The sequence below is a fragment of the Robertmurraya massiliosenegalensis JC6 genome, from assembly GCF_000311725.1.
GTDB classification, from domain to species: domain Bacteria; phylum Bacillota; class Bacilli; order Bacillales; family Cytobacillaceae; genus Robertmurraya; species Robertmurraya massiliosenegalensis.
In genome coordinates, this window is record NZ_HE978515.1 from 481619 (window position 1) to 507111 (window position 25493).

The 25493-nt window shown below is 35.8% G+C and carries 24 protein-coding genes and 1 pseudogene; 2 read left to right on the top strand and 23 right to left on the bottom strand.

Translation table 11 applies throughout. The features are described from left to right. Nucleotides 1-8: 8 nt before the first annotated feature. The 17 genes from nth to BMSHG_RS18805 all read right to left on the bottom strand — a co-directional run bounded on the left by nth (nucleotide 9) and on the right by BMSHG_RS18805 (nucleotide 16102). Nucleotides 9-659: an endonuclease III gene (nth, locus tag BMSHG_RS18725; RefSeq protein WP_019156000.1), complete on the bottom strand. Its 651-nt coding sequence runs from the start codon at nucleotides 657-659 to the stop codon at nucleotides 9-11. Between the two features lie 27 nt (nucleotides 660-686). Next, on the bottom strand, nucleotides 687-1394 hold the full coding sequence (locus tag BMSHG_RS18730) for a DnaD domain-containing protein (protein ID WP_019156001.1): 708 nt from the start codon (nucleotides 1392-1394) through the stop codon (nucleotides 687-689). 118 nt (nucleotides 1395-1512) lie between these two features. Then, nucleotides 1513-2805, bottom strand: coding sequence for an asparagine--tRNA ligase (gene asnS / locus BMSHG_RS18735; RefSeq protein ID WP_026073532.1), 1293 nt, complete (start codon nucleotides 2803-2805; stop codon nucleotides 1513-1515). Nucleotides 2806-3044: 239 nt separating this feature from the next. After that, nucleotides 3045-4232: a pyridoxal phosphate-dependent aminotransferase gene (locus tag BMSHG_RS18740; RefSeq protein ID WP_019156003.1), complete on the bottom strand. Its 1188-nt coding sequence runs from the start codon at nucleotides 4230-4232 to the stop codon at nucleotides 3045-3047. Between the two features lie 22 nt (nucleotides 4233-4254). Continuing rightward, the gene (locus BMSHG_RS18745) at nucleotides 4255-4734 is read right to left on the bottom strand and encodes a cell wall elongation regulator TseB-like domain-containing protein (RefSeq protein WP_019156004.1); all 480 of its coding nucleotides are present in this window, start codon (nucleotides 4732-4734) and stop codon (nucleotides 4255-4257) included. Between the two features lie 14 nt (nucleotides 4735-4748). Further along, on the bottom strand, nucleotides 4749-4919 hold the full coding sequence (locus BMSHG_RS27785; protein ID WP_019156005.1) for a YpmA family protein: 171 nt from the start codon (nucleotides 4917-4919) through the stop codon (nucleotides 4749-4751). Nucleotides 4920-5155: 236 nt separating this feature from the next. Further along, nucleotides 5156-7960 (bottom strand): ATP-dependent DNA helicase DinG, encoded by a 2805-nt coding sequence (gene dinG / locus BMSHG_RS18755; RefSeq protein ID WP_019156006.1) that lies wholly within the window; start codon nucleotides 7958-7960, stop codon nucleotides 5156-5158. 194 nt (nucleotides 7961-8154) lie between these two features. After that, nucleotides 8155-8538: an aspartate 1-decarboxylase gene (panD, locus tag BMSHG_RS18760; RefSeq protein WP_019156007.1), complete on the bottom strand. Its 384-nt coding sequence runs from the start codon at nucleotides 8536-8538 to the stop codon at nucleotides 8155-8157. Between the two features lie 30 nt (nucleotides 8539-8568). Continuing rightward, the gene (gene panC / locus BMSHG_RS18765) at nucleotides 8569-9417 is read right to left on the bottom strand and encodes a pantoate--beta-alanine ligase (protein ID WP_019156008.1); all 849 of its coding nucleotides are present in this window, start codon (nucleotides 9415-9417) and stop codon (nucleotides 8569-8571) included. Further along, the gene (panB, locus tag BMSHG_RS18770; protein ID WP_019156009.1) at nucleotides 9414-10250 is read right to left on the bottom strand and encodes a 3-methyl-2-oxobutanoate hydroxymethyltransferase; all 837 of its coding nucleotides are present in this window, start codon (nucleotides 10248-10250) and stop codon (nucleotides 9414-9416) included. The genes panC and panB overlap by 4 nt, the downstream gene beginning before the upstream one ends. Before the next feature lie 250 nt (nucleotides 10251-10500). Continuing rightward, on the bottom strand, nucleotides 10501-11481 hold the full coding sequence (locus BMSHG_RS18775) for a biotin--[acetyl-CoA-carboxylase] ligase (protein ID WP_019156010.1): 981 nt from the start codon (nucleotides 11479-11481) through the stop codon (nucleotides 10501-10503). Continuing rightward, nucleotides 11466-12668, bottom strand: coding sequence for a CCA tRNA nucleotidyltransferase (locus BMSHG_RS18780; protein ID WP_019156011.1), 1203 nt, complete (start codon nucleotides 12666-12668; stop codon nucleotides 11466-11468). Before BMSHG_RS18780 ends, BMSHG_RS18775 begins: the two co-directional genes overlap by 16 nt. Beyond that, a complete protein-coding gene (gene bshA, locus BMSHG_RS18785) occupies nucleotides 12665-13810 on the bottom strand; it encodes an N-acetyl-alpha-D-glucosaminyl L-malate synthase BshA (RefSeq protein ID WP_019156012.1) in 1146 nt (381 codons plus the stop codon). The genes BMSHG_RS18780 and bshA overlap by 4 nt, the downstream gene beginning before the upstream one ends. Further along, nucleotides 13810-14520: a bacillithiol biosynthesis deacetylase BshB1 gene (gene bshB1, locus BMSHG_RS18790; RefSeq protein WP_019156013.1), complete on the bottom strand. Its 711-nt coding sequence runs from the start codon at nucleotides 14518-14520 to the stop codon at nucleotides 13810-13812. The genes bshA and bshB1 overlap by 1 nt, the downstream gene beginning before the upstream one ends. Further along, nucleotides 14517-14933 (bottom strand): methylglyoxal synthase, encoded by a 417-nt coding sequence (gene mgsA / locus BMSHG_RS18795; protein ID WP_019156014.1) that lies wholly within the window; start codon nucleotides 14931-14933, stop codon nucleotides 14517-14519. Before mgsA ends, bshB1 begins: the two co-directional genes overlap by 4 nt. Nucleotides 14934-14953: 20 nt before the next feature. Then, a complete protein-coding gene (gene dapB, locus BMSHG_RS18800) occupies nucleotides 14954-15754 on the bottom strand; it encodes a 4-hydroxy-tetrahydrodipicolinate reductase (RefSeq protein WP_019156015.1) in 801 nt (266 codons plus the stop codon). Between the two features lie 6 nt (nucleotides 15755-15760). Further along, a complete protein-coding gene (locus BMSHG_RS18805; protein WP_019156016.1) occupies nucleotides 15761-16102 on the bottom strand; it encodes a nucleotide pyrophosphohydrolase in 342 nt (113 codons plus the stop codon). 165 nt (nucleotides 16103-16267) lie between these two features. Between BMSHG_RS18805 and BMSHG_RS18810 the strand changes: the two genes are divergently transcribed. Further along, complete coding sequence (locus BMSHG_RS18810; protein WP_019156017.1) at nucleotides 16268-17140, top strand: YitT family protein; 873 nt, start codon at nucleotides 16268-16270, stop codon at nucleotides 17138-17140. A 515-nt stretch (nucleotides 17141-17655) separates the two neighbouring features. Here BMSHG_RS18810 and BMSHG_RS18815 read toward each other — a convergent pair. Both BMSHG_RS18815 and BMSHG_RS18825 read right to left on the bottom strand, forming a co-directional pair. Continuing rightward, a complete protein-coding gene (locus BMSHG_RS18815) occupies nucleotides 17656-18339 on the bottom strand; it encodes a zinc metallopeptidase (RefSeq protein WP_019156018.1) in 684 nt (227 codons plus the stop codon). Nucleotides 18340-18818: 479 nt separating this feature from the next. Continuing rightward, entirely contained in the window at nucleotides 18819-19766 is a 948-nt protein-coding gene (locus BMSHG_RS18825; protein WP_019156020.1) for a hypothetical protein, read from the bottom strand. A 571-nt stretch (nucleotides 19767-20337) separates the two neighbouring features. On the opposite strand from BMSHG_RS18825, the pseudogene BMSHG_RS29540 reads away from it, so the two are divergent. Continuing rightward, nucleotides 20338-21558: pseudogene (locus BMSHG_RS29540) on the top strand (IS4 family transposase). Between the two features lie 123 nt (nucleotides 21559-21681). On the opposite strand, the gene BMSHG_RS26535 reads toward BMSHG_RS29540, so the two are convergent. The 4 genes from BMSHG_RS26535 to BMSHG_RS18845 form a co-directional block, all read right to left on the bottom strand. After that, the gene (locus tag BMSHG_RS26535) at nucleotides 21682-22332 is read right to left on the bottom strand and encodes a glycosyltransferase family protein (RefSeq protein ID WP_019156022.1); all 651 of its coding nucleotides are present in this window, start codon (nucleotides 22330-22332) and stop codon (nucleotides 21682-21684) included. Between the two features lie 17 nt (nucleotides 22333-22349). Beyond that, nucleotides 22350-22619, bottom strand: coding sequence for a glycosyltransferase family 2 protein (locus BMSHG_RS27195; protein ID WP_019156023.1), 270 nt, complete (start codon nucleotides 22617-22619; stop codon nucleotides 22350-22352). Next, complete coding sequence (locus tag BMSHG_RS18840) at nucleotides 22619-24070, bottom strand: lipopolysaccharide biosynthesis protein (protein ID WP_019156024.1); 1452 nt, start codon at nucleotides 24068-24070, stop codon at nucleotides 22619-22621. Before BMSHG_RS18840 ends, BMSHG_RS27195 begins: the two co-directional genes overlap by 1 nt. A 211-nt stretch (nucleotides 24071-24281) precedes the next feature. Continuing rightward, the gene (locus BMSHG_RS18845) at nucleotides 24282-25097 is read right to left on the bottom strand and encodes a glycosyltransferase (RefSeq protein WP_019156025.1); all 816 of its coding nucleotides are present in this window, start codon (nucleotides 25095-25097) and stop codon (nucleotides 24282-24284) included. Nucleotides 25098-25493 lie beyond the last annotated feature (396 nt).

A 25493-nucleotide genomic window follows, 5' to 3' on the forward strand; every position in this document is an offset into this window, starting at 1 on the left:
GTCCACGCTCATTTCTTCTTCGCCATCCTTTTCTTCCCTTCCCGACAAAGCTCAAGCAATGGACAAATATCACATTGGGGATTCTGTGCTTTACAGTGATAACGGCCGAAAAAGATCAAACGATGATGGGTAACCGACCATTCATCCTCAGGAATCTTTCTCATTAATGTTTTTTCAACTTCTAATACTGAATCCTTCCATTTACAAATGGCTAATCGTTTGCTCACTCTTTCCACATGCGTATCAACCGCAATCGCCGGAATTCCATAAGCGACAGACACCACAACATTTGCCGTCTTTCGGCCAACTCCTGGTAAATTTGTTAATTCATCACGGTCTTTTGGAACCTCTCCATTGTAATCATCTAATAGCATTCTACAGAGCTTTTGAATATTCTTTGCTTTATTACGATATAAACCAATCGAGCGAATATCATTTTGTAGCTCTTCTAGAGATACGCTTAAATAATCTTCTGGCGTTTTATATTTTTGAAAAAGATCTTTCGTTACTTTATTGACTAACACATCCGTACATTGGGCTGATAAAGCAACGGCAATGACCAATTCAAATGGATTTGCATGGACTAGCTCACAATGAGCATCCGGATACATTTCCCCTATTGTATCTAAACAGTAACGAATTTGTGTTTTATTTAACATTTGCATCACTCACTTAAATTCTACATTTTATTGATCTAACCAATTATAAAAAGGCACAGCCTCAGAACGGGGAGCCTGCTCTGTTTCATTTGGGCGAATTTGTTGCCTTGAATGTTGTCTAAATTTATTCCCATAACTTTTTGCTTGTTCGATCGTTTTAATCCCATTTTTCTTCCACTCAAAGAGAATTCGGTCAATATAGCGAAAATTAAGCTTTCCAGAAATAACCGCTTCTCGCAATGCCGCTTTAATGATAAGTGGTTCATGGCGATCATCATCCAGCCATAATGCGAGTGTTTCACATTCAAATGGCGATAGTGGTCTCCCAAACTCTTGCTCGAAGACCGTATACAAATCGACTTCATTTTTTTGTTGCTGATCTTTTCTTTGATCATTCTGATTTCGTAAAAATTCATTTACAAGCTTATGCCAAAGTGGTTCAATTGAATATTTTTCAAAGCGGATCCCATCATTTGATTGCCCGTCTTCAATTTGGATAAATCCTTTTTGAATCAATTTACGAAGGATTTCCGTACACTGACTCGTCGAGATCGTCATCCTTGAAGAAATTTCAGAAGGCGTTGGGAAATCATTCCCTTTTTCAAGGAATGAGATGACATGTAACAAAAGGACTAATTCGTTCTCGTTCATATTCATTTCTTTATAATAAAGTAATAAAGCCCTTGGAATGGAAATATTCCCTTCTTGGACCCATTTCACCATGTTTTCATTCATTTGGGACACCTCCCCCTAAGTATATCATGAAGTTCTGTAAACAAGGTATGGAGAAATTAGTCAAGCCAGTATAAAAAAGTAAGAGAAAGCTTACAGGGAGCAAGCTTTCTCTAAAAAATTATGGATATAAACGATTTAATAAACGTGGGAATGGAATGGTTTCTCGAACATGCTCTACTCCACTTATCCATGCAACCGTTCTCTCTAGACCAAGACCAAAACCTGAATGAGGTACAGATCCGTATGTTCTTAAGTCTAAATACCATTGATAGGCTTCAAGCGGAAGATGATGTTCCTCAATTCTTGCCTTTAATAATTCAAAATCATGGATACGTTCAGAGCCACCGATAATTTCTCCGTATCCTTCTGGAGCAATTAAGTCTGCACATAGAACGACATCTTCTCGCTCATGATCTGGTTGCATATAGAAAGGTTTTAGACTTGTTGGGTACTTCGTAATAAATACCGGCTTATCGTAGTGTTCTGCAATCGCCGTTTCGTGTGGTGCACCAAAGTCATCTCCCCATTTTATATCATCAAAACCTTTTTCAATTAAGAATGCAATCGCATCATCGTAGCTAATACGCGGGAATGGCGCTTGAATGTTTTCAAGCTTACTTGTATCTCTTCCCAACGTCTTTAACTCGATTTGACAATTTTTTAGTACAGATTGAACGATATGAGAGACATATTGTTCCTGAACCTCTAAATTTTCTTCAAACTCAACAAATGCCATTTCAGGTTCAATCATCCAAAATTCAATTAAATGGCGACGTGTTTTCGATTTTTCCGCTCTAAATGTCGGACCAAATGAGAATACCTTTCCAAGAGCCATGGCAGCTGCTTCCATGTACAATTGTCCACTTTGAGATAAATAGGCATCTTCATCAAAGTATTTCGTTGCAAAAAGTTCCGTTGTCCCTTCAGGAGCACTTCCTGTTAAAATTGGTGGGTCAACTTTTGAAAATCCTTTTTCATTAAAAAACTCATATGTAGCACGAATGATCTCGTTACGAATCTTCATAACTGCATGCTGACGTCGCGAACGCAACCATAAATGACGGTGGTCCATTAAAAATTCTGTTCCGTGTTCTTTCGGCGTGATCGGATAATCAACCGATTGATGAAGCACTTCAAGTCCTCTCACAAGTAATTCATATCCTAATGGTGAACGCTCATCTTTTTGAACAATCCCTGTTACATAGACAGATGACTCTTGAGTGACCGATTTCGCAGCTTGGAATAACTCCTCTGAAACTTCAGCCTTCACAACAACACCTTGGATGAAGCCTGTCCCATCTCGTAATTGTAAAAAGGCGATCTTCCCGCTAGAACGTTTGTTAGCGATCCAGGCCCCTATTTTCACTTCTTGATCTACATATTTGTGTACTTCTGTAATCGTTGTTTTAATCACTTGTCTTTTCCCTCCAAAAACTTACCCACTGCTGTGTATGTACTTACTATCATCATATCCAATAAACAATTGGTCAAAATGGACTATCATCTTATTATACCTTTTTTGATATTGGACAATCAATAAAGAAAAAATGTATGCACTGCATTCGGTTTATCAACGAATGTTGTCATTCTTTCAAATAAGCAAAGCGGACAGACCATCGATTGGTCGTCCGCTTTCCTTGACTTGGCCATCTACATGTTGCTCTTTACGAATTGATCTATTCTTGCCACTGCTTCTTCAAGGAGTTCTAATGAAGTAGCATAGGAAAGGCGAATATTATCTGGAGTACCAAATCCTGAACCTGGCACAACTGCTACCTTAGCCTCTTCGAGTAGACCTTCTACAAAACCGTCCACACTTTCGTATCCTGTAAGCCTTGCTGCTTCCTTCACATTTGGATAAAGGTAGAAAGCACCTTGTGGCTTAATACATGAAATACCTGGGACAGCCACTAGTTTGTCATAAATAATATTAAGTCTATGTTCAAATGCTTCTTTCATTTCTATAACAGCATCTTGTGGACCTGCATATGCCTCAATTGCTCCAAATTGAGCAGTTGTCGTTGGATTTGAGGTACTATGGCTAGCAAGGTTTGTCATTGCTTTAATAATCGTTGCATTTCCAGCTGCATAGCCGATTCTCCATCCAGTCATCGAATGAGATTTCGAAACCCCGTTAATAATCATCGTTTGCTCTTTTAATTCTGGTGATATTTCTGCAATCGAAACATGCTTATTGTCTCCATAAATAAGCTTTTCATATATTTCATCCGAAATAATGAGCACATTATTTTGTAAGCACACATCGCCTAAAGCTTGCAGCTCTTCACGGGTATAAACTACTCCTGTTGGATTGCTTGGAGAATTGATAATCACTGCTTTTGTTTTAGCAGTAATCGCTGCTACTAGTTGTTCAGGAGTGATCTTAAAGTCATTTGCTTCAAGTCCCTCAACAAATACTGGAGTCCCTTCAGCAAGTTTGACTTGCTCTGGATAACTTACCCAATAGGGAACTGGGATGATCACTTCGTCCCCTTGGTCTAGCAAAACTTGAAAAAGAGTGTATAAGCCATGTTTGGCTCCATTTGTGACAATGATTTCATTTGGCTTATATTCAATCCCTTGATCATTCTTGAACTTTTTGGCAATCTCTTCAAGTAACTTCGCAACTCCTGCTGAAGGAGTGTATTTCGTATGTCCCTCATTCATTGAAACAGAAGCCGCCTCAATGATGTTTTGCGGTGTATTAAAGTCTGGTTCGCCTGCTCCAAGACCAATAATATCATAGCCTTCCGCCTTTAATTGCTTCGCTTTTGCTGTAATCGCAAGGGTTGCAGATGGGGTTAATGCTTTTACTCTTTGAGCCAATTGAATATCCATACCATTTTCCTCCCAATAAACGTCATAGGTTTTGTATATCTTTTAACCATTCACCTGTCTTAAAATCAATGTAATAATAATTGATTAATTCATCATTTGAACGGTAATAGATTTCCCAAAGCGGAATTTGATTCTCGATCCCAAGTTTCACTGACATCACTTCATCCGGTTGCTTAATTTGATACAATTTATCAAGTGCATCTTGTTTACTAATACCATCTTTTTCATTTCTTACGACAATTTTACGATTATTATCTTCTTCTGGTATCCAAGCCACTAGTCGTTTTCCTGCTTGATCGGTCCCTTTTACGACGTAATAGCTATTTGTCCCGTTGTATAAAGTAAAATCTGTGATGTTGACAATATCCGTTTCTGCTTTGGCGATTTCTTCTGCCTTTGCTTCAGCACTTTGCAATGGCTTAAGTGCATTCAAATAGATGTTAACGGCGATTCCAATCAAGACCATGATAAAAATACTTGATATCCAAATCCATTTTTTCATTTTAATACCCTCTTTTATGTACGGTAAATAGTAAATACAGCTTTATTTTGATCTTCTTGATCCAAAGATAACCCGAACATTAAGTCTCGCTCTTTTAATGTTCGATTTAGGGAGTCGACAATTTTGTATAAATCAGGACTATTTTCAATTTTTATCGTGGATAATACTTCAATCTTACTTTCCATCATGATTTCTCCTCACTTACACATAATTTGTTAATCATAGATGCCTTTTTTAAGGTTACAATAAGTTTAAGTAACCATCAGTTCTTAATACCTCTTAAGATGATTTTCACTAAAAATATTATAACAGTTTAGACGAAAAAGGATTACCCATTTCACAAAAATAAAATAACTTTTAGTCCACACACACACTTTTACCGCGCTGCAGATGCGCGGTATTTTTCATTCGTAGATAATGGTCACAAAAAGGTCTCAATTAAGTCTAAAGTTTCGTTGATATTTAATTTTTTCACTGGAACATTTGGGATCGATTGCAAAAATGCCTTCCCATAAGAAGTCGTATAAATACGTTTATCAAAAATAACGACAAAGCCTCGGTCCTCACTTGTGCGAATTAAACGTCCAAACCCTTGCTTAAAACGGATAATCGCTTCTGGGAGTGAATGCTCTGAAAAAGGATTGCCACCCTTTTGTTTGATCAGATTGCATTTTGCTTCTGTCAAAGGCTCATTCGGTGGTGAAAATGGCAATCTAACCATAATCAGACAAGACAAATGCTCACCAGGGATATCAATCCCTTCCCAAAAACTGCTCGTTCCGAGAAGAATCGCTTTATCAAAGCGTTGAAAATTTCGGGTCAGCCTTGTTCTACTTCCTGCAGTTATCCCCTGACCCATAATAACAAAGTCCTCTAGAAGGCCGCTCTCCTTCATGAGATTATACGTTCTTCTTAACATGTCATAAGCCGTAAAAAGGATCAACATTCTTCCTTTTGTTGCTTCTGCAATCGAAATAATATGCTCTGAGATTGCCGCCACATATTCATCAATCGAGACGTTATTAATTTCCGGTAAGTCATTTGGAATTACTAATTGAACCTGCTTTTCATACGAAAATGGGGATGCAATCTGTTCTACAAAACAGTCTTGCTGCTCCAAACCGAGTTCTCGTAGCATGTACTGGAACGAACCTTTTACAGATAAAGTCGCTGAGGTAACAACCGCACTCTTTTTACGTTGAAAAAATTCATTCCGTAACTGTTCACCAATTGTGATCGGTTGCGCATACATGGTCGTGGCATTTTGAGCAGCTCTTACATCCACTTCGACCCATGACACAAACTCTTCTGAAGGAAATAAAATAAGCTGTTTAATCGTATCACATACGGTATCTAATTCCTTCTGAAAAGAAGACACTTCTTGTAAAACCAGTGTTTGTGGATTTGTTAGTGTCATATGCTCATCTGTCAGAGCATTAACATATTTTTTTATACTTGAACTAAACTCTTTTAAGCTAAAATAAAAACGTTCTCCGATCGCATGAACGGAAGACCAATCTTGAGAATGCTCTTCTTTTTGGAGACGATACGTTACTCTATTGGTTGTCGCACTTTTGTTTTGCCGTTTTCTTGCTAATAGGGCTAGGGTTCTAAAAAACTCATCCATCTCATGATTCAGGTCAGTAAATAGTTGATTGATTTCAAAAGAGTGGGGGATGTCTCCACTCACTTCAGAGCCTTTTTCCTTTAAAATTTGCTCTAGTTCATACTGATATTGCCTTTGCTCATATTGACCAAATTGACTTAATAAAAGTCGCATATGTAAATAATCTAATGTCTGTCCAAAGTATTTTCCTGCGGCTTTTTCAAAATGATGACCTTCATCTAACACACAGTATTGATAATGAGGCAAAATCGCCTTATCAGAAACCAGATCAGATAATAAGAATGAATGGTTTGTGATGATAAAATTGGCTGTTTGAGACGCTTTACGCGCTCGTAAATAATAGTCATATTTCAACCATGATTTCCCATGAAAATACGCACTTTCATCGTTTTTGATTTTGCTCCAGTAAAGCATGCCCCCACTTGATAAATTAAGCTCATCCCGATCACCTGTCTCAGTTTCCAAAAGCCAGATCAAGATTTGCATTTTCGTCAAGCTGACATCGTAATTATCGTCTTCTTCCTTTAACGATTGTTCAAATTTAGCCAAGCTTATGTAATGACTTCTACCTTTTAATAGTACAGCTTTAATCTCAAAAGGAAGCATTTTCTGTAATAAAGGGAGATCTTTCTTTAGAAGTTGCTCTTGAAGCTGAGTTGTATACGTACTTATGACAATCGTTTCCTTCCGATCGTTCGCAAAGATAGCCGCTGGTAATAGATAAGCCATTGACTTTCCGACACCTGTCCCTGCTTCAATGAGGGCATGTTTTTCATTTGTGAAAGCTGAAAAAATTGTATCCATCATTTGAAATTGCCCTATTCGCTTTTCATAACCCTTGAACGCTTCCAGAAAAAGTCTCTCCTTTTCCTCCTCACGTTCCGGATAGGACATCGAATAACTATCGGTTAAGTCTTCAATCTCTTCTAACTTTTTCATCATGATCCCACGATGCAATTGTAATGAATAAGGTACTTCTTCTATTCGGCTTTCCTTTTCCACTAATAAATCATCAAGGAGCAGTGCCACATCACTCTTTAACCCACCTGATAACCTCCAAAGTTGCTGTAGAGTCACGTTCGGAAGAGTAGAGAGGCGGTCCAATAAAATCATTAATAACTCTGCCGTTACATAGGCATCACTATCTGCTTGATGAGGGCGTTCGTGATTCAAACCTTCTCTTAGGGCAAGCTCATTCAATTTATAGCTATCCGACGTTGGAAACAAAAATCTCGCCATTTCCACTGTATCCAAGACAGGTCCTAAAAAACCTTCATAACCTGCCTCAATTAGTTCTTCTTGAAGAAAGGATAAATCAAATAAAACATTATGGGCAACAAAATAAGCGTCCTCAAGCAGTGTTAACACTTTCGGAGCAATTTTGGAAAAATCAGGTGCATCTCGAACCATTTCATCGGTTAATCCTGTTAGTTCTTCTATAAAAAGAGGAATTTCTCTTCCCGGATTAACGAGGGAAGAAAATTGCTCCGTAATTTGACCGTTTTCAACAACAACGGCAGCAAATTGGATGATTTTATCCCCTTTTTTCGGAGCATTTCCTGTTGTTTCTAGATCGACTACTACAAACTTGTTACTCAATTCTATACACCTCTATCCTTCAAAAGCTGCTGAATTTACATTTTGAAGGAGTACTTTTTAATATAATTGCCGTTTCATCATCATAAACTGCATCTGTGCTTCCACTTTATCATAAACAGATATCAACAGGAAAGCGAATAAAAACCTTTGCCAATTACATAATGAAAAACGTAACTAGCAAAGGCTTGTTTTAGTTAAAGGATGGTCTTTTCTGGTTCTGCATGAAGTAATTCAACAATTTCATTATTTTCATTCATAATCGCCACTTTTGGTTGATGTGTAGATAACGTATCTTCTGCCACTAGCGCATAAGAGATAATAATGACCACATCTCCTTCTTGCACAAGCCGAGCGGCGGCGCCGTTAATACAAATCACACGACTTCCCCTTTTTCCAGGTATAATATAAGTTTCAAAACGTGCGCCATTATGATTATTAACGATTTGCACTTTCTCATTCGGTACCATTCCAACAGCTTCTAAGATTTCTTCATCAATCGTAATGCTTCCCACATAATTTAAATTTGCTTCTGTTACCCGTGCGCGGTGAATTTTTCCATTCATCATCGTACGAAACACGATGTATCCCCCATTCATGGTTGAAATTTTTTAAGATTCAATTGTTAAGACGATATTGTCAATTAAACGTACTTTTGTAAATTGGACAGCAACAGCAATAATGATCTTCCCCTGCACTTTTTCAATCCTTTGTAATTCAGGAAAAGAGTAGATTTCAATATAATCGATCGTTCCGCTCGTCTTCGTTTCAATGTTATCTCTAACCCTTGAAACAATTTTCTCAATGTTTTTCTCTCCATCTTCAATGATCTCCTTTGCCTCTGACAACGATTGATAAATGGCAGGTGCTTGATCTCGTTCCATTGGCGATAGATTTACATTTCGAGAACTTTTCGCTAATCCGTCCGCTTCTCGAACAGTCGCAACTGGTATGAGTTCGATTGGAAAATTAAAATCGGAAATTAACCCTTCCACAACCGCTACTTGCTGGGCATCCTTCATCCCTAAATACACTCGATCAGGCAAGATTATGTGAAATAATTTCGTCAATACGGTAGCAACACCATCAAAATGTCCTGGACGTGAATCGCCACATAACACATCGGTCCTCGCTTGCACCAGTACTTTTACAGATAGAGGGTTAGGGTACATTTCTTCAACCGAAGGATAAAAAACAATGTCAACATCTTCTGTTAGACATATATTTTTATCCCTTTCAAAATCTCTTGGATACGCATCAAAATCCTCATTCGGACCAAATTGAATCGGATTCACAAATATACTCACGATTGTGATGTCGTTTGACCTACGAGCCGTTCTAATAAGTTGCAAATGCCCTTCATGTAGATAGCCCATCGTCGGCACAAAGGCGATTGAATTATTTTTCTTCAACTCTTTAACAAGTGCTTGCATTTCGTGTATTTGTGTAATAATCTTCATGCTTTTCCCCCGTAAAGCCCCATCAACTCTTCCTCTTTCATCGTAAAGCTATAGGAATCAGATGGAAAGCTTTGCTGTTTTACTTCGGAAAGGTATGCGTCAATTCCTTTTCGGATCTCCACATTCATATTCGCATAGCTTTTAGCGAATTTAGGGAGCCTCTCCACTCCGTACATTAACAAATCATGATAAACCAATACTTGACCATCCGTATTTACTCCAGCACCAATTCCTATTGTGGGGATCGATAAAATTTGTGCGATTTCTTTTGCCAATTGCTTCGGAACGCATTCAAGAACAAGCATGAACGCCCCTGCTTCTTCACATTTTTTCGCATCCTCAATCAGCTTCCTAGCCGCAGCCGCGTTCTTTCCTTGCACCTTATAACCGCCTAGGACGGCTACAGACTGAGGGGTTAAACCAAGATGAGCACAGACAGGAATTCCTGCTCTTGTTAGCGCTTTTATATGGGATATGACATCTTCTGCCCCTTCTACTTTCACTGCATTTGCACCCGTTTCTTGAATGAGCTTCGTCGCATTTAAAAGGGTATCTCTAATCGACAAGTGGTAGCTCATAAACGGCATGTCAATAATCATGCTTGTATCCTTTGCTCCCCTTCTTACCGCTTTCCCATGGTGAATCATATCCTCCATCGTGACGGAAACTGTTGAATCATAACCTAATACAACCATTCCAAGAGAGTCACCCACAAGAATCACGTCCACTCCAGCTTGTTCCGCTAATTTAGCTGAGGGAGAATCATAGGCAGTCAACATGACGATCTTTTCTTTTTCATTCTTCATTTTTTGAAAATCGGTCGTACTTCTCATCTTTTTTCCTCCTTTTCAAGTCGGAAGAGGAGATAAACAAAAAAGGCATCCTTAAAAATGCAGAAGGATCCCTTGGTATCGTTATAATTGTTTCATCCCTCTGTCCCTGTCCACTTGGATCTAGGCAGAACATTATTCATTTTAAAAAGATTTCAAACAAGGTGCAGTTCAAAATGATACTGCCCGCAAAGAAATTATATCAAATTTCATGAAATTTACTACTAAAATAAACGAAAGAGCTAGAATAAAATTATTCTAGCTCAATGTCAGCGGAATAGATATGATGGATGACACCTTTTTCGTCTTCTATTTGCAGGACTCCATCATCCGTTATCCCAAGTGCTTTACCTGTTATATTCCCGGTTAAAGTTCGAGCTGTGATGTTTTTACCGATGCTAATTGCATAGCTTTCCCACAAAAGCTTAATCGGTTTGAAGCCTTTTTCTAAATAGATTAGATACAGCTTTTCTAGCTTTAAAAATATCTCCTGAATCAAACTCGCACGATTGATCGCTTCCCTTTTTTCAACAGAAAGTGAAGTGGCAATTGACTGCAACTCTTCTGGAAAATCAGCCTTTGTTTGATTAACATTGATCCCAATACCGATAATAACTGAATGGATTCGATCTGCTTCTGCCTGCAATTCTGTTAAAATTCCAGTCACTTTCTTTCCGTGCAGCAAAATATCATTTGGCCATTTAATATGAGGTTCAAGTCCCGTATTTTCTACAATCGCTTGCACGACTGCGACTGCTGTCAACAACGTCAATTGAGGTGCCATCGGAAGGGGAATATTCGGCCTTAAGATAACACTCATCCAAATACCTGTAGATTTTGGAGAATGCCACGGTCTATCCATTCTCCCTTTGCCACCTATTTGTTCATCGGCAATGACGACCGTTCCCTCTTTCACATTTTCCATACTAAGACGATGTGCCACTTTTTGCGTCGAATCAACTGATTCTTTATAATGAATTTGCTGACCGATAATCGCCGTTTTTAACCCTAAGCGAATTTCGTTGGCGCTCACATGATCTGGTTTTTGAATGATTCGATACCCTTTTCGTCTCACGGCTTCGAGTTCAAAGCCCTCATGGCGAAGATCTTCAATATGCTTCCAAACAGCTGTCCGTGAGCATCCCATTAAATCTGCCAAATACTGTCCAGAGAGAAACTCACCTTCATGTTCAGTAAATGCATCAAGTAATTTTTTTCTTAAGGTTGACTGCATCTAAATAGCCACTCCTTTATCGATTCCATGTCATTGGCAATTTCCCGCTTGACGACTGCCTTTTCGATGGCCAAAAGTTTTTCTTCAATCCAGGGTCCACCCTTTATTTGATACCATTGCAGTAAATCTTGACCGGTCACCACTAATTCTGCTCTCTCTCTTATCGGCAACTGTTCCAACATCGCTTTTAACATCTCAATGTTTTCTTCGATCACCTTTGTTTTCAAGACGTTAAACAGTTGTTCCGTACTAATGACAAGCTCCTCGCCTGCCCGATATAAGTCCTCTCGTTCCCATCCATGCTCTAATCGTCGATATAGCCAACTTAATCCTGTCTTCACTCTGCGAATTTGTTTGACCGGAAGCTTCCAACATCTTAAAAATACCTCAACCTCTGATGGTACTAGCTTTAAATGAAAAAGAAGAAATACCCAACGTTCACTGATGGTAAAATGACTAGAAAGGTTAAACATTGAATACTTCATTAGTTCTTTTTCCTTCCCATCAAAGCCAGGTAAATACTGATAAATTCCTGTATCTATTAAAATCTTCAGTGCTTGCTGATTATTTTCTCCTCGTAACAGCTTTTCAAATTCCGTTGTTTTTCTCTCAACAGCGATCCTTTCTAGCCATTGTTTATGTTCGCTTAAAGCTTGATACGTTTCCAGTTCTAGAGAAAAAGACAGTTGGCTGACAAAACGTATAGCTCTCATCATTCTAAGGGCATCTTCGTGAAATCTCTCACCAGCATTCCCAACGGTTTGAATGAGCTTAGCTTGAATCGCTATCTGACCGTTAAAAGGATCTATGATCTTCCCTTCTTTATCCATCGCAATGGCATTCATCGTAAAATCTCTGCGCTGTAAATCTTCCTCTAAAGAACGTATAAAGGTCACTTCATTTGGTCTTCTAAAATCGTCATAATCCGATTCGCTGCGAAAAGTGGTAACCTCGTATGTATCTCCCTCATAAAGAACAACAACCGTTCCGTGAGCAATACCTACATCAATCGTTTTTGGAAATATTGCTTGTATCTCTTCTGGGGTTGCAGAAGTAGCAATATCGACATCATCAATTTGTCTGTCAAGTAAGTGATCGCGAACGGATCCCCCGACAAAGTACGCTTCATAGCCTGCATCTTCAATTTTTTTTAATATTGGTAATGCTTTTATAAAAGGGGCTTTCATTCTTTTTCACCTTTTTGGATCGTCTCATAATATAGTTCTTCGTATTGCTCGACAATCAAATCCGCTCTAAAACGTTCCCATACTGTCGCAATCGCAGCTTGTGAAAAACGTTCATGTAAGGCTGAATCAGTCAGCAAATTCAAAGACTTTTTAGCAATATATTCAATATCCCCTAGCTCACAAACATACCCTGTTTCTCCATCCATAATCACTTCTGGTAATCCGCCAATATTGGTTCCAACACATGGCACACCACATGCCATCGCCTCCAAAGCAACGAGCCCGAAGCTTTCTTTTTCAGATAAGAGAAGCATTAAATCACTAATCGAATACAATTCCTCTAAATTATCCTGTTTCCCTAAAAAGAGAACTTTATCTTTAATTTTCAGTTGATCGACGAGTTTTGAGACAAAAGGCATTTCTGGCCCATCACCAATGAGAAGTAATTTCGCTTCTGTCTGCTCCGCAATTTTTGCAAATACCTTTATGACATCTGGAACACGTTTTACAGCCCGAAAATTACTAACATGGATCAAAACCTTTTCATTGACTTCTATTCCAAATTCTTCCTTCAAATAAGCAGAATCTGTTCTACGATAGACTCGCTCATCAATAAAATTATAGACCGGTACAATTTGTTTATTTGGATTAATTAAGTCATAGGTTTGCTGGATTAATGAATTAGACACAGCTGTAACCGCATCTGACTTTTCAATTCCAAATCGAATCGCATCTGTTAATGTCAAGTCATAGCCAAGGATGGTTATATCCGTCCCATGTAGGGTCGTCACAATTTTAATATCTCTGCCGCTCATCTGCTTCGCTAAAATGGCACAAACGGCATGAGGGATCGCATAATGAACATGAAGTATATCTAGGTTTTCCCTTTGAATCACTTCTGCCATTTTACTTGCAAGTGCGATATCATATGGTGGGTATTGAAAAACGGAATATTGGTTAACCTCAACTTGATGATAATAGATATTGTGATACATCTTGTTTAAGCGAAATGGGAGACTAGACGATATGAAATGAATTTCATGTCCTTTTTCAGCCAACATTTTTCCAAGTTCTGTGGCGATCACCCCTGAACCGCCTACCGTTGGATAGCAGGTAATTCCTATTTTTAATTTCTTCGTCATTATAGCTCTCCTAATAAATCCCTATTTAACACAATTGGCGTTTTCACTTTAAAGCCCTCTGCAAACGATACACCAACTTCTTTGCCAAATAGTTTTTCTCTTGCTTTCACTGTTTCAATATAACCATTCACTAATGGCGTATCCACGCTTTCAGCTGAAGTTTGAAATTGACTTTCATACGCATTTAAACTCGCCACTTTTTGTTCGATAAAATCAGAAATATCAATGACAAAATCTGGTTTATGAAAACCATTAATCATATAATAGATGAGTTTTGCTGGACGGAAGGAAGGATATTCATCATCTGTATGAAATTTGCGAATGCCTGCTGAAAAAAAGGCCTCTTCTACAATGTTTGTACAGTTTCCGTGATCAGGATGCCGATCTACGATGTAAGGGGTAAAAACCACTTTGGGACGATATTTTCTGATGATCGTAACCACTTCTTTAATTGCTTCCTCTGTAAGATAGAGCCCACGATCTCGGTGCATTAGATTTTCTCTCACTTGAACTCCTAATATGTCCGCCGCTCTTCTCGCCTCAAGTTGTCTTCCTTCAACTGTACCATTGGACGATAATTCTGCTCGTGTTAAATCACAAATACCGATTTTTTTCCCGCTTGCTACATATTTCGCAATCGTCCCCCCCATACCGATTTCAACATCATCAGCATGGGCGCCAAAAGCTAAAATATCTAATTGTTCAATCATTCAACTTCACCATTTCGTTTTGCAATCACTTCACGCCAAGAAAGGTCTCCACGCTCTAGTCCTTTTATGATGACTTCAGCAGTTCCCATATTTGTTGCCAGAGGTACTAAATATACGTCACATAATCGAATTAATGCCGAAACATCCGGTTCATGCGGTTGAGCTGTCAGCGGATCACGGAAAAATAAGACGACATCCATTTGATTGTTAGCAATCATCGCTCCAATTTCTTGGTCCCCGCCAAGTGGCCCTGATTGAAATCGATGTACGTTCAAGCTAGTTGCTTCCATTATTTTCAAACCTGTTGTTCCAGTTCCAAAAAGGGTATGGTCCTTTAAAATATGTTCGTAAGCTGTTACAAATCGTACCATATCGTCTTTTTTCTTATCATGGGCGATTAAGGCAATATTCATCGCACTCTCCTCTTTTCTACTTATTCGATGATATTTTCAAGTCCGTAAACAAATGTGTCTAATTTTACGACTGTATCAACCGCAAGCTTGACACCTGACATAAAGGATGCCCGATTATAAGAATCATGTCGAATCGTCAGTGTTTGTCCATCTGAACCGAACATCACTTGCTGATGTGCAATTAAACCAGGCAAGCGAACAGAATGGATATGCATTCCTTCAAAGTCTGCTCCTCTTGCCCCTTGGATGGTTTCTTTTTCATTTGGATGGCCCTGTATTTTCTGCTCTCTAACCGCAGAAATCATTTGTGCGGTTTTGACAGCAGTACCAGAAGGGGCATCGAGCTTTTGATCATGATGCAATTCAATGATTTCAACATCATGAAAGTACTTTCCAGCCAGTTGCGAAAATTTCATCATAAGTACTGCCCCAATTGCAAAATTAGGTGCAATAATACAGCCTATTTCTTTCTCTTCGCAAATCGATTGTAGTTCTGCTAAATCCTCTTTCGAAAAGCCAGTTGTTCCAACCACTGGTCTAATGCCATGTAATAGTGCCGTTTTTGTGTGATGCATTCCAATTTCAGGTGTCGTTAAATCGATCAATACATCTGCCTCAACTAGAGCAAGGCATTTTTCAATGTCACCGTAAACAGGTACTTCTGAAGATCCAAAACCGTCAACATCTTGGAGTAGTTTTCCATCATATTTATAGTCAATCGCAGCAACAAGTTGATAGTTTTCTGTTCTTTCAACAAGTTGTACCGCTTCTCTCCCCATTCGTCCTCTTGGTCCAGCTATGATTACTTTAATATCGCTCACCTTATATCACTCCTCTGTATTCTCTATCCTTGTCCAACGATTTTTATCTCTCGTATTAAACTTGTGCATCACTCGGTCGTGGGCCTCTTCTAGATCAATATTAAGAGAGTTAGCAAAACAAGTAATCACAAAAAGCAAGTCACCTAATTCTTCTTCAATTGTTTTTTCATCCTCTGATGCTTTCTTTGGCTTTTCACCATAATAATGATTGACTTCACGAGCCAATTCTCCTAATTCTTCGGTCATTCTTGCCATCATCGCTAAAGGGCTAAAATACCCTTCTTTAAATTGACTTATGTATGTATCTACTTCTACTTGAAGCTCTTGTATCGTCTTATTCTTTGTCACGTATGTAACCACTCCTACTACAAATGTTAGTCATTACAGTTAATATTAAATAATAACGATCGCTTTTACAAATATTTTTTCTTTCTCCATTTGTTGCCATTCTTATTTGCTTCCCTTATAATTAAAGCGTTTTGAACGTAGCTTGCGAAAGAGAGGAGTACTAAAATGCCTTTGGGACTAAAGTTTAAAAATATATTCTATATACTACTAGGTTCTGCTATTTTTTCATTTGGAATTGTTCACTTTAATATGCAAAATAATTTAGCAGAAGGAGGCTTCACAGGAATTACCCTGTTGCTTTACTTCCTTTATAAATTTGACCCCTCTTACACAAATTTACTATTAAATATTCCGGTATTTTTCATTGGCTGGAAACTACTTGGTCGCAATGTGTTCTTCTATACGATCATTGGTACTGTGAGTGTATCGGTTTTTCTTTGGTTATTCCAACGTTACCAATTTCAAATCCCTTTACATGATGATTTAGCACTCGCTGCCCTTTTTGCTGGAGTATTTATTGGGATTGGTTTAGGAATTATATTTCGTTTCGGTGGTACAACCGGTGGTGTCGATATTATCGCAAGGCTTGCTCAAAAATATATCGGTTGGAGCATGGGGAAGACGATGTTCATGTTTGATGCGGTCGTCATCACGCTATCACTTATTTTTTATTTATCCCATCGTGAAGCAATGTACACATTAGTCGCTGTCTTTGTTGGAGCAAAGGTCATTGATTTCATGCAGGAAGGAGCTTACTCTGCTAGAGGAGCGATGATTATTTCTGATCAAAATGATGCGATCTCCGCTAAAATTATGCAAGAAATGGACAGAGGCGTTACTGTCCTAAAGGGACATGGATCTTTTACAAAGCAAGAGCGAGACGTATTGTATTGTGTAGTAGGACGTAATGAAATTGTTCGATTGAAAAATTTGATTACGTCAGTAGATCCGCATGCATTTGTATCCGTGAGCATCGTGCACGATGTGCTTGGTGAAGGTTTTACACTTGATGAAAATAAGAGACCGATTGAAAGATAAAACACCAAAAAAGAAGCTGGGTCAAAAAGTCGGTGATAACGACTTTTTGATTCTAGTTTGAAGTGTATAAATTCCCTCGCAGTTGGAGTGGCAGCATGAAAAAATAACAGGAAAAATTCCGCTTAATGAGCAACCATCATGAAAAAAAGCCAAAATAACAGGAAAATTTCCTGCTTTTCCCTCAATAAATACTAAAATAAACGATTTTGCTCTCCATAACCGGAAAATCTTCCGTTATTTCTCCTAAAAGGGACTCCAATGAGGATTTAACAGGAAAAATTCCGCTTAAGGGCAAGAAATGGTTCGAGCAAAATAGGATCTTTTAGTAGAAATTTAGACAAGGTAGAAATCTATTGGATTCTTGAAGGTTAATTGGCGTTTCCCTCGATTTTTTTATACGAGGAAAATCGAAAATCTTGCGTAAATACAAAAATAGAGAAAGGTGAATTTGAGTACCCTCAGGATTCACCTTTCTCATGATTTGAAGCTAGTTAAGTCCCAGCTTCTTTTTTCTTCTATTCGCTTCTCTGCATGCCTGTATAGATTAAAATCAGTCGAACTAGTTCTAATACTGCTACGGCTGCTGCTGCGACGTACGTTAATGCAGCTGCATTTAGAACCTTCTTTGTTTCTTTTTCTTCATCATTTCGAATAATACCAAGTGATACAACTTGATCCATTGCTCGATTTGATGCATTAAACTCCACTGGTAATGTGACAAGTTGGAACACAACGGCAGCTGCCATAAAGATAATACCTAATAACAATAAATTACTTAGCTGAGCAAAAATCCCAATCATAATGAGCACCCACGAAAAGTTTGAGCCAAAGTTCGCAACAGGAACTAATGAATGACGAATTCTTAGTGGAGCATAATCTAATTGATCCTGAATCGCATGCCCTACCTCGTGTGCAGCAATGGCTGCTGCAGCAACAGAATGTCCATGATAGTTCTCAGAAGATAAACGAACTGTTTTGGAACGGGGGTCATAATGATCCGTTAGAAGACCTCTTGTTTCTTGTACGGCTACGTCGTATAAACCATTTGTATCTAAAATTCTTCTTGCTACCTCGGCACCACGCATGTGGGATGAAGAGGGAACCCGTGAATATTTCTTATAAGCGCCTTTAACCTTCAACTGCGCCCATATCGGAATTAAAATGATAAGGGCAAAATAGATTAGAAAACCAAATCCCATTTTTTCTGTATTCCTCCATTACTGTTGTAGTAGAACTTTTACACTCAATGTGAACAACAATAAGTTGTTCAGTAAAGACTTTTAAAATATCCATTACCAGTAAAAACGTAAGGATAGTATGCTTTAATTATATTGTAAAGAGGTTTTAAAACAGAGTCAATTATTTAGCATATTCTACTCGCCCTTACTACATTCTTTTCGGGAGTAAGACATCTTCTCCAAAACAAAAAGCAAGCAAAAAGGAATTGCCAAATACATTCCCACGAAGCAAATTATGTTGAATAAACAAAGGCTCCTCCAAATAGAATATCTGTTTCTACAAAACTTTATATCACGAATTAAACTAGATAAAGTTTGTCAACAGATTGCTCTAATATAGGAATTTGGATATGCTCTATATGAGATACTTTTCATTTTCTTTATTTTCGGGTACTTCATTGCCCCAGCATCTTTCATTATTCAATCCAAAACCTGTAATCTTATTTTTTGTCTTCTTTTATGACTTTATAAACTCCTTCTACTATTGGAGTATCGATAAAAGTTGATAAATAATTTCTGAACTCTTCATCTGTATCCAGAACAATGACAAAGTTAGCTACATACAACTCTCTTTCAAATAAACTTTTACTCTCATTTGAATTCATTTGATTAAATAATTTAAAATTCCAAGAAAGCATTTCATATGTTATCATTCGTTTCAAATAACCACTAGAGACGTACTCTTCTGTACTGTAAAAGAGCACAGTTGGTTTATCCTTTTGGTAACGTATGATATCATAGTAATTTTTTAATTTTTCGCGAGGAGTAGAGTCTACTTCTCTTTTATAAATAATTGATTCGACATGCTCATGAAAAGGATAAATGAACCCAAAAGCTAACAACAATCCACTGCATAGACTCATCCATAAATTCTTCTGCGTGGTTGTGTTTTTCATCCATTCTTTAATTAGTGAAATCATTAGCATTCCTGAGCATAAAATAATAATCGTTCCCTGGTATCGCTCTATACCAGCTAACCGAACAGCCTCACCTTCAGGCATAAGAAATACATACATAATATATAACGAAAACATATAAATCAAATAGAATATATCTGCTAATATTGTTGTTCCTAATAATACCCCTAGTATTTTTTTTCGCTTAATATAGGTATACCCTATAAATAGTAAAGAAATAAAGTTTAATATCATAATAGACTTAACATTAATATTATCACAAAAGTTAGTCGAGGCTTCCCACATTTTATAACCAATTGTATGAATTGATTCTTCTGATTTCCCTATTCCATCAATAGTAAATGTCTCTTTCGTTATTGCAAAATGATTTTCATTATAATCAATATTGGGATAAGTTTTCTCAGTATACTTACCCCACAAATAATTTGCAAACAAAGGAATAACCATTGCTATAACAATGATATAGACCATTATCCTTAACTTTCTCTTAAAATTTTTATTCTCTAGAGCTAAGTTTTTGAATACTAAAATAAAGATGATGATGATAATAAATCCTAAAAAAAGTTTAGCACTATCCTTAATTAAAACAAGAAAAATCAGTAGCGGTAAAGTCGAAATTAGAGTTTTTTTTCAATCATTACGGTAATAATCTAACAATTCACCTACTAACTTTACTAATTTTCCATCTGGATTATAGGCTGGTATAAGAATTGTTATTTTTTGCAAGTCTTTCATAGATTTATATAACTCCCCAACATTATATTTATAGTATATTTCCCTAAACCATCAACTCATTTGACAAAACAGGATAACACTTTAATAATTTAACTTATTAATTAACATTGAAAGGCAGTTCAAATTTTTTTAAAATCGTTATCTTAAACTTCGGATCTAAATAATTGGACCAAATGCCTGAGCTCTTAGATTATTTCAATCATTCATAATGTTTCTTGACAAAATGCTCAAATTATACAAAAAACCTCATTTTTGGTATAGTGTGCTTATCTAGAAAACACTACCCAACAGAAGAGGTGCTTCCATAATGATAAAGCATAATGACCAAAACGATAAACGACCAAAAGAATTAAATCTTGTCTTTTGTCTCATTTTCCATCATAAAAGCTGTTTTACTCTCTTATAAAGTAAGAAAGGTGATCGTTTTCCAGCCAAAGATACGGTTTTCGTTTTCTTGAATTATTCGAAGTTCGTTGGCGTCGTTTCATAACTCTTATTAGCGCAGGTATCATTCAAAAAAGTAATGTTCTTAAGAATTCAAAACGACCAAAAGTGTTGATCTTTGACATTCCATGTATGAACGAAATCGTAGTAAAAAGGTGAAGTTATTATCTCGTTGTATTGATCACTCCTCTTTAACCAAGCGGTTCTAAAAGGGATTCGTAGGCTTGCTTTGGGTTGGTCTGACGACACTACATTCATGCCTTTTTTGGATTTGAAAGCTCAAATCAACGCCATCTCAGAAGATATTGATACAGACGTCGGATTGAAGCATTAGAGCCCACATCTTCAATCATTTCCAGCATGATTGAACGCGCCGCCTTAAAAGCAGGTGTCCTAGCTTATTATGCGTTGATGCATACTTGCTTTAGCTAGAAATCGTATTAAAGTTATCAGCATCGTCATGGATACCAATCATCTTTATTTAGCGAATCATCGTTGACACTCCTTAAAAGAATTGTATAAAAAAGCGACACCTTTACTAGGTAAAAAAGAAATTTTGCGCTCCATTCAAACAACAATGACTAATGGTGTTCAAGTAAAGGCTGTCTTTATTCAAAACCGTAATAAAAATAGTGAATGGCTTGCAATTCTTAGCACGTATTGTACGCTTTTTGAACACTAAATCGTACGAAACTATGGCATGTGCTGAGAGATTGAGGTCTTCTTTAAGACGACCAAGTCCCTATTATGCCCGTAAAAGAGTTTCAAGGAACTTCTTATGATTTTCTGTTCAGCCAAACAATCCTTCTTGTATTTGCCCGCTATATTGTTTTATCGTGGCCGGAATCGCTGTAACAGAGATAAACACATTTTAGGTGGTCTCTTCTATAAACTTTGTGATGAAATATTAGAACTTGAATGGAGTGTAGCCTTACAACAATTAATTGAAATTTTTGAAGATACACTAAAAAAGACAAAAACTAATCGATAGTCAACTTCAACAGCGGATCAATAGAAGCACAATTACATCAAGGTCTATTTACCAATTTTTCAGTCAGCGAAGTTTGAGTCATATGAAGTATAAATAGTTTGAATAAAAAATGAATAAAAGGAATTCACTGTAATACTTTTACATAATATCACTATCCATTGTTACTCTTTAATTATTCACCTTCTCAACAGAGTTCTTCATAACTTTTGCCTTAAATTATTTCTTATTAAGCAATTTTCTTAGAAAAAACTTCATTATATAGAAGATTTTCGTCATAATACTTATACCCTCTATTCTTACAATTGCTTTCCACTTATATATTTCGTTAATATCTTTAGAGAGTAAACTATTAAATATTAGACGCATTCTAGCTCTTATTAACTTTATCTCTATAGGATGCTCATATAGTTTCAATAACTTGTTCATTTCATTCATAACGAGATAATATGAATCAAAAGATCTTTTAACTTTTTCTACCTTTTTTGAAGTCATGATAGAATCTGCTCTATATCTTCTCTTATAATACGCATTCGGATCATACATCGCACTTTTAGTATTTAAAAACACTTCTAATGTAAACAATTCATCTTCATGCATAATCTTAGGAGTAAAAAGTATTTTATTATCGAGTAATAAACTTCTCTTCATAATATATAGACAAGGAGAAGGAGAGAATGCTTTTAAGTTTTGCCGCAAGAATTCAAACTTATTATATACTTTATTCTCTTTAAAATGGTATCGAAAATCATATAGCCTTTTATTTATATCTATTTCAATCCCATCTAGGAAAGGTTCAGCCGAAAACCTAATGATATCTAAATTATGCTTTTCCAATAGAAACAGCAAATTTTCAATAGCACCTTCCAAAATATAATCATCTGAGTCTAAAAAGAAATATATTCTCCATCAGCAGATTCAATTCCTCTGTTTCTAGCTATAGAATTCCCTAAGTTTTTTTGTGATATCACACGAATATTGGGATGTTTTTTAGAATATTGATTTATTATATTTAAACTATTATCATTACTTCCATCATTTATAATAATGATTTCTAAGTTAGGATAAGTCTGGTTAATTACAGAGTCTATACACATAGAAATGTATGCTTCAGTATTATAAACTGGTATTATTACTGATACTAAAGGATTTTGCATTATACTTTATCCTTCTTTCTGCTTTTGAAAATTTTACCTAATATTTCAATGTTCCCTGTTATTTTTAATCCTAACAAAAACATTGATAAACTTAAAATAGCTTTACTAATCATTAGGGTAATAATTGAATAATTTCCGATAAAGTAATCTAATGCGAGTAAGGGAACTAATACCAATACTGATATTATAAAAGGATGTCCTAATACCTTATAAAATTCATATTGCTTAACCTGAAAAACTTTAACCATTAATAAATAATTTGCCTGTATAAAATTGATTGAGAAAGAAATCAAAATTGCTAATGCAACATAATGAATTTCCCCTAACCAAATACCTATAACTATTCCAATAATATTTAAGATAGTAGACATAATTCCCGATAGCAATAAAAGATCAGTTCGATTAGTAGATTGAAATATTGAACCGGTACTACTCAATATCATCTGTATCCAAATTGACAGAGACAAAATTTGTAATGTTAATATACTGCCAGTCCACTGTTGACCGAACAATATATATATAATTTCTTCTGATGAAAAATACAAAAAGACCGATAGCGGCATTCCTATAAAAGCGAGCAATCTTGATATTGTTAAGTACGTTTTTTTTATAATTTCCTTTTTATCTTCATACTCAGACATAATTGGTTGAATTACCGGCGTTATAACATTAGTAAGAATCTGATTAGGATATAAAGAAAGTTGGTATGCTCTCTCATAATATGATAATTCTTTCAAATTTAAAAATTTACCAATTAATAATCTATCTAAGTTTCTAGAAAAGTAATTTATAAAGTTAAATAAGAACTGGTTCTTAGAAAAGCTATATATTGCTATTAAATCTTCTTTTCTAATTTTTGTTAATATTTTTAGATTTGTTTTTAAAAATATTATAATTAGCATAGATACATTTTTAGCAATTGTACTAAAAATCAATGCATAGTAGCTAAAATTCAAAAGTGCTAGCGTTATTCCCACGATTCCAGATATAACACTAGAAATCACCTGTGCCATGTTAGCTTCTAAGAAGCGTTTTTGTTTCAATAAAATAGCTCTAGGAACTATATTAAGTCCACTTGTAAATAAAGCAATTGACATCACTATGCTTGCACCAATCAATTTACTATCATCATAAAAGATAGCAATAGGCTTAGACATTAAAGCAAATAACAAGCTTAAAATAATCGAAAATATTATGGTAAAACTAAAAATACCATTTAACTGCTTATTTTCTAAATTTTTATTTTGAATAATTGCAGGACCTATCCCCATATCGATAAGCATTGAAAAAAAAATTAAAAACACATTAATTACTGATACAATACCAAACTCACTAGGAGTTAATATTCTTGCTAGCACACCTAATACTACAAATTGAACTAAATAATATGAATATTTTCCAATTGCACTTATAATGATGCCGTTTTTTAATTCTCTATTTACGTTGTTCATTTTCTCACTCCATAATATTCAACGAAAACCATGTTATAATAACATTAATGAATCGTTTGACACTCAAGATTTAACTACCCACGCATAATAATTTTTTTAAAATATTTTCTTAATTTATATCTAAATTTCAAGTAAGTTTTTTCAAATTTATTTAAAGATGTTATAGTTTGGACTTTTTTCTTCAAGTTTTGGTCATTAATGTCGGTATTTATTAAAATGCTGAACAATGAACTAATTCTTTTTTTATTAATTTTTTTTCATCCGGTTCTAAATACCTCTCCATCATTCTACTCATTTCAGTAATTATTATAAAGTAAGATTCAAAAGACTTTTTAGCATTAACATTTTTATGAGTCGTCATAATAGAGTTTTTCCTGTATCTTCTTTTGTAGTAAAGATTTGAATCATACATTGCCAAATTTGTATTTAATATCACCTCTAAGGTAAATAGTTCATCTTCGTGCATTAATCCTGGTTTAAAATTAATATTATTGTTAATAACTAATTCTCTTTTTACTAAGTATAGACATGGAGAAACTGAAAATGCTTTTAGATTTGCCAATAAGAAATTTTCCTTATTGTATACCCGACCTTTTTCGAAATATCTACTAAAATCATATTGTCTCTTATATATCTTAATCTCGACATCATCTATAAATGGCTCTGCCCCAAATCTTATAAGATCAAGATTATGTTTTTCCATTAAATGTAACATATTCTTATAAGACTCCGTTGTAATATAATCATCTGAATCCAAAAAATGAATATACTTACCTCTAGACTGCATAATACCTTTATTTCTTGCAACAGATTGCCCTGAATTTTCTTGAGAAATAACTGTAATATTATTATTATTCAATTCATACTGTTTAAGTATCTTTAGACTATTATCAGTACTTCCATCATCAATTGCGATAATTTCAATGTTTTTGTATGTTTGGTTTAAAATTGACTCTATGCATTTTCTTATATAGGCTTCCACATTATAGACTGGAATTATAATGGATAATATTGGATTTCCCTTCATTTACTTCACCTTTATTCTCATTTAATGTTATATTATTATTCTCAACAATATATAAAAATTATTCCACTATACAACTATTTAAGTATACTTTGTATTCTTATATCACACAAGAATATTAAGCCTTAATATCAAAAATGCGGAAATTTGATATCATTGCATCTGAATTTAATGCATAAAAAGATTACATTACTTTTATAGACGTAAAAGTTAAAAATATATATGGTACATCGGTGTGTTATATTAATTTAATTTCAAGATTAATACGACTTGGAATGTTCACTTTTAAATTTTTACAAAGAAAAAGTCCTTTATAATGGATAAATCAGTTACTCAACTTTCGCATACCAAATTAGGCAGGTAAGCTCTGATATAACTGGGCAGACCTGCAATCCATTA

What these genes read in the sequence shown, in the direction of transcription:
- panC (WP_019156008.1), bottom strand. Translation starts at nt 9,417, where the DNA reads ATGAAGATTATTACACAAATACACGAAATGCAAGCACTTGTTAAAGAG.
- BMSHG_RS27195 (WP_019156023.1), bottom strand. Translation starts at nt 22,619, where the DNA reads ATGCAAAATCCTTTAGTATCAGTAATAATACCAGTTTATAATACTGAA.
- BMSHG_RS18845 (WP_019156025.1), bottom strand. Translation starts at nt 25,097, where the DNA reads ATGAAGGGAAATCCAATATTATCCATTATAATTCCAGTCTATAATGTG.
- BMSHG_RS18740 (WP_019156003.1), bottom strand. Translation starts at nt 4,232, where the DNA reads ATGGATATTCAATTGGCTCAAAGAGTAAAAGCATTAACCCCATCTGCA.
- BMSHG_RS18780 (WP_019156011.1), bottom strand. Translation starts at nt 12,668, where the DNA reads ATGAAAGCCCCTTTTATAAAAGCATTACCAATATTAAAAAAAATTGAA.
- mgsA (WP_019156014.1), bottom strand. Translation starts at nt 14,933, where the DNA reads ATGAATATTGCCTTAATCGCCCATGATAAGAAAAAAGACGATATGGTA.
- BMSHG_RS18730 (WP_019156001.1), bottom strand. Translation starts at nt 1,394, where the DNA reads ATGAATGAAAACATGGTGAAATGGGTCCAAGAAGGGAATATTTCCATT.
- BMSHG_RS18815 (WP_019156018.1), bottom strand. Translation starts at nt 18,339, where the DNA reads ATGGGATTTGGTTTTCTAATCTATTTTGCCCTTATCATTTTAATTCCG.
- bshA (WP_019156012.1), bottom strand. Translation starts at nt 13,810, where the DNA reads ATGACGAAGAAATTAAAAATAGGAATTACCTGCTATCCAACGGTAGGC.
- BMSHG_RS18810 (WP_019156017.1), top strand. Translation starts at nt 16,268, where the DNA reads ATGCCTTTGGGACTAAAGTTTAAAAATATATTCTATATACTACTAGGT.
- BMSHG_RS18745 (WP_019156004.1), bottom strand. Translation starts at nt 4,734, where the DNA reads ATGAAAAAATGGATTTGGATATCAAGTATTTTTATCATGGTCTTGATT.
- panB (WP_019156009.1), bottom strand. Translation starts at nt 10,250, where the DNA reads ATGAGAAGTACGACCGATTTTCAAAAAATGAAGAATGAAAAAGAAAAG.
- BMSHG_RS18840 (WP_019156024.1), bottom strand. Translation starts at nt 24,070, where the DNA reads ATGAACAACGTAAATAGAGAATTAAAAAACGGCATCATTATAAGTGCA.
- bshB1 (WP_019156013.1), bottom strand. Translation starts at nt 14,520, where the DNA reads ATGATTGAACAATTAGATATTTTAGCTTTTGGCGCCCATGCTGATGAT.
- BMSHG_RS18825 (WP_019156020.1), bottom strand. Translation starts at nt 19,766, where the DNA reads ATGGTCTATATCATTGTTATAGCAATGGTTATTCCTTTGTTTGCAAAT.
- BMSHG_RS27785 (WP_019156005.1), bottom strand. Translation starts at nt 4,919, where the DNA reads ATGGAAAGTAAGATTGAAGTATTATCCACGATAAAAATTGAAAATAGT.
- nth (WP_019156000.1), bottom strand. Translation starts at nt 659, where the DNA reads ATGTTAAATAAAACACAAATTCGTTACTGTTTAGATACAATAGGGGAA.
- BMSHG_RS18775 (WP_019156010.1), bottom strand. Translation starts at nt 11,481, where the DNA reads ATGCAGTCAACCTTAAGAAAAAAATTACTTGATGCATTTACTGAACAT.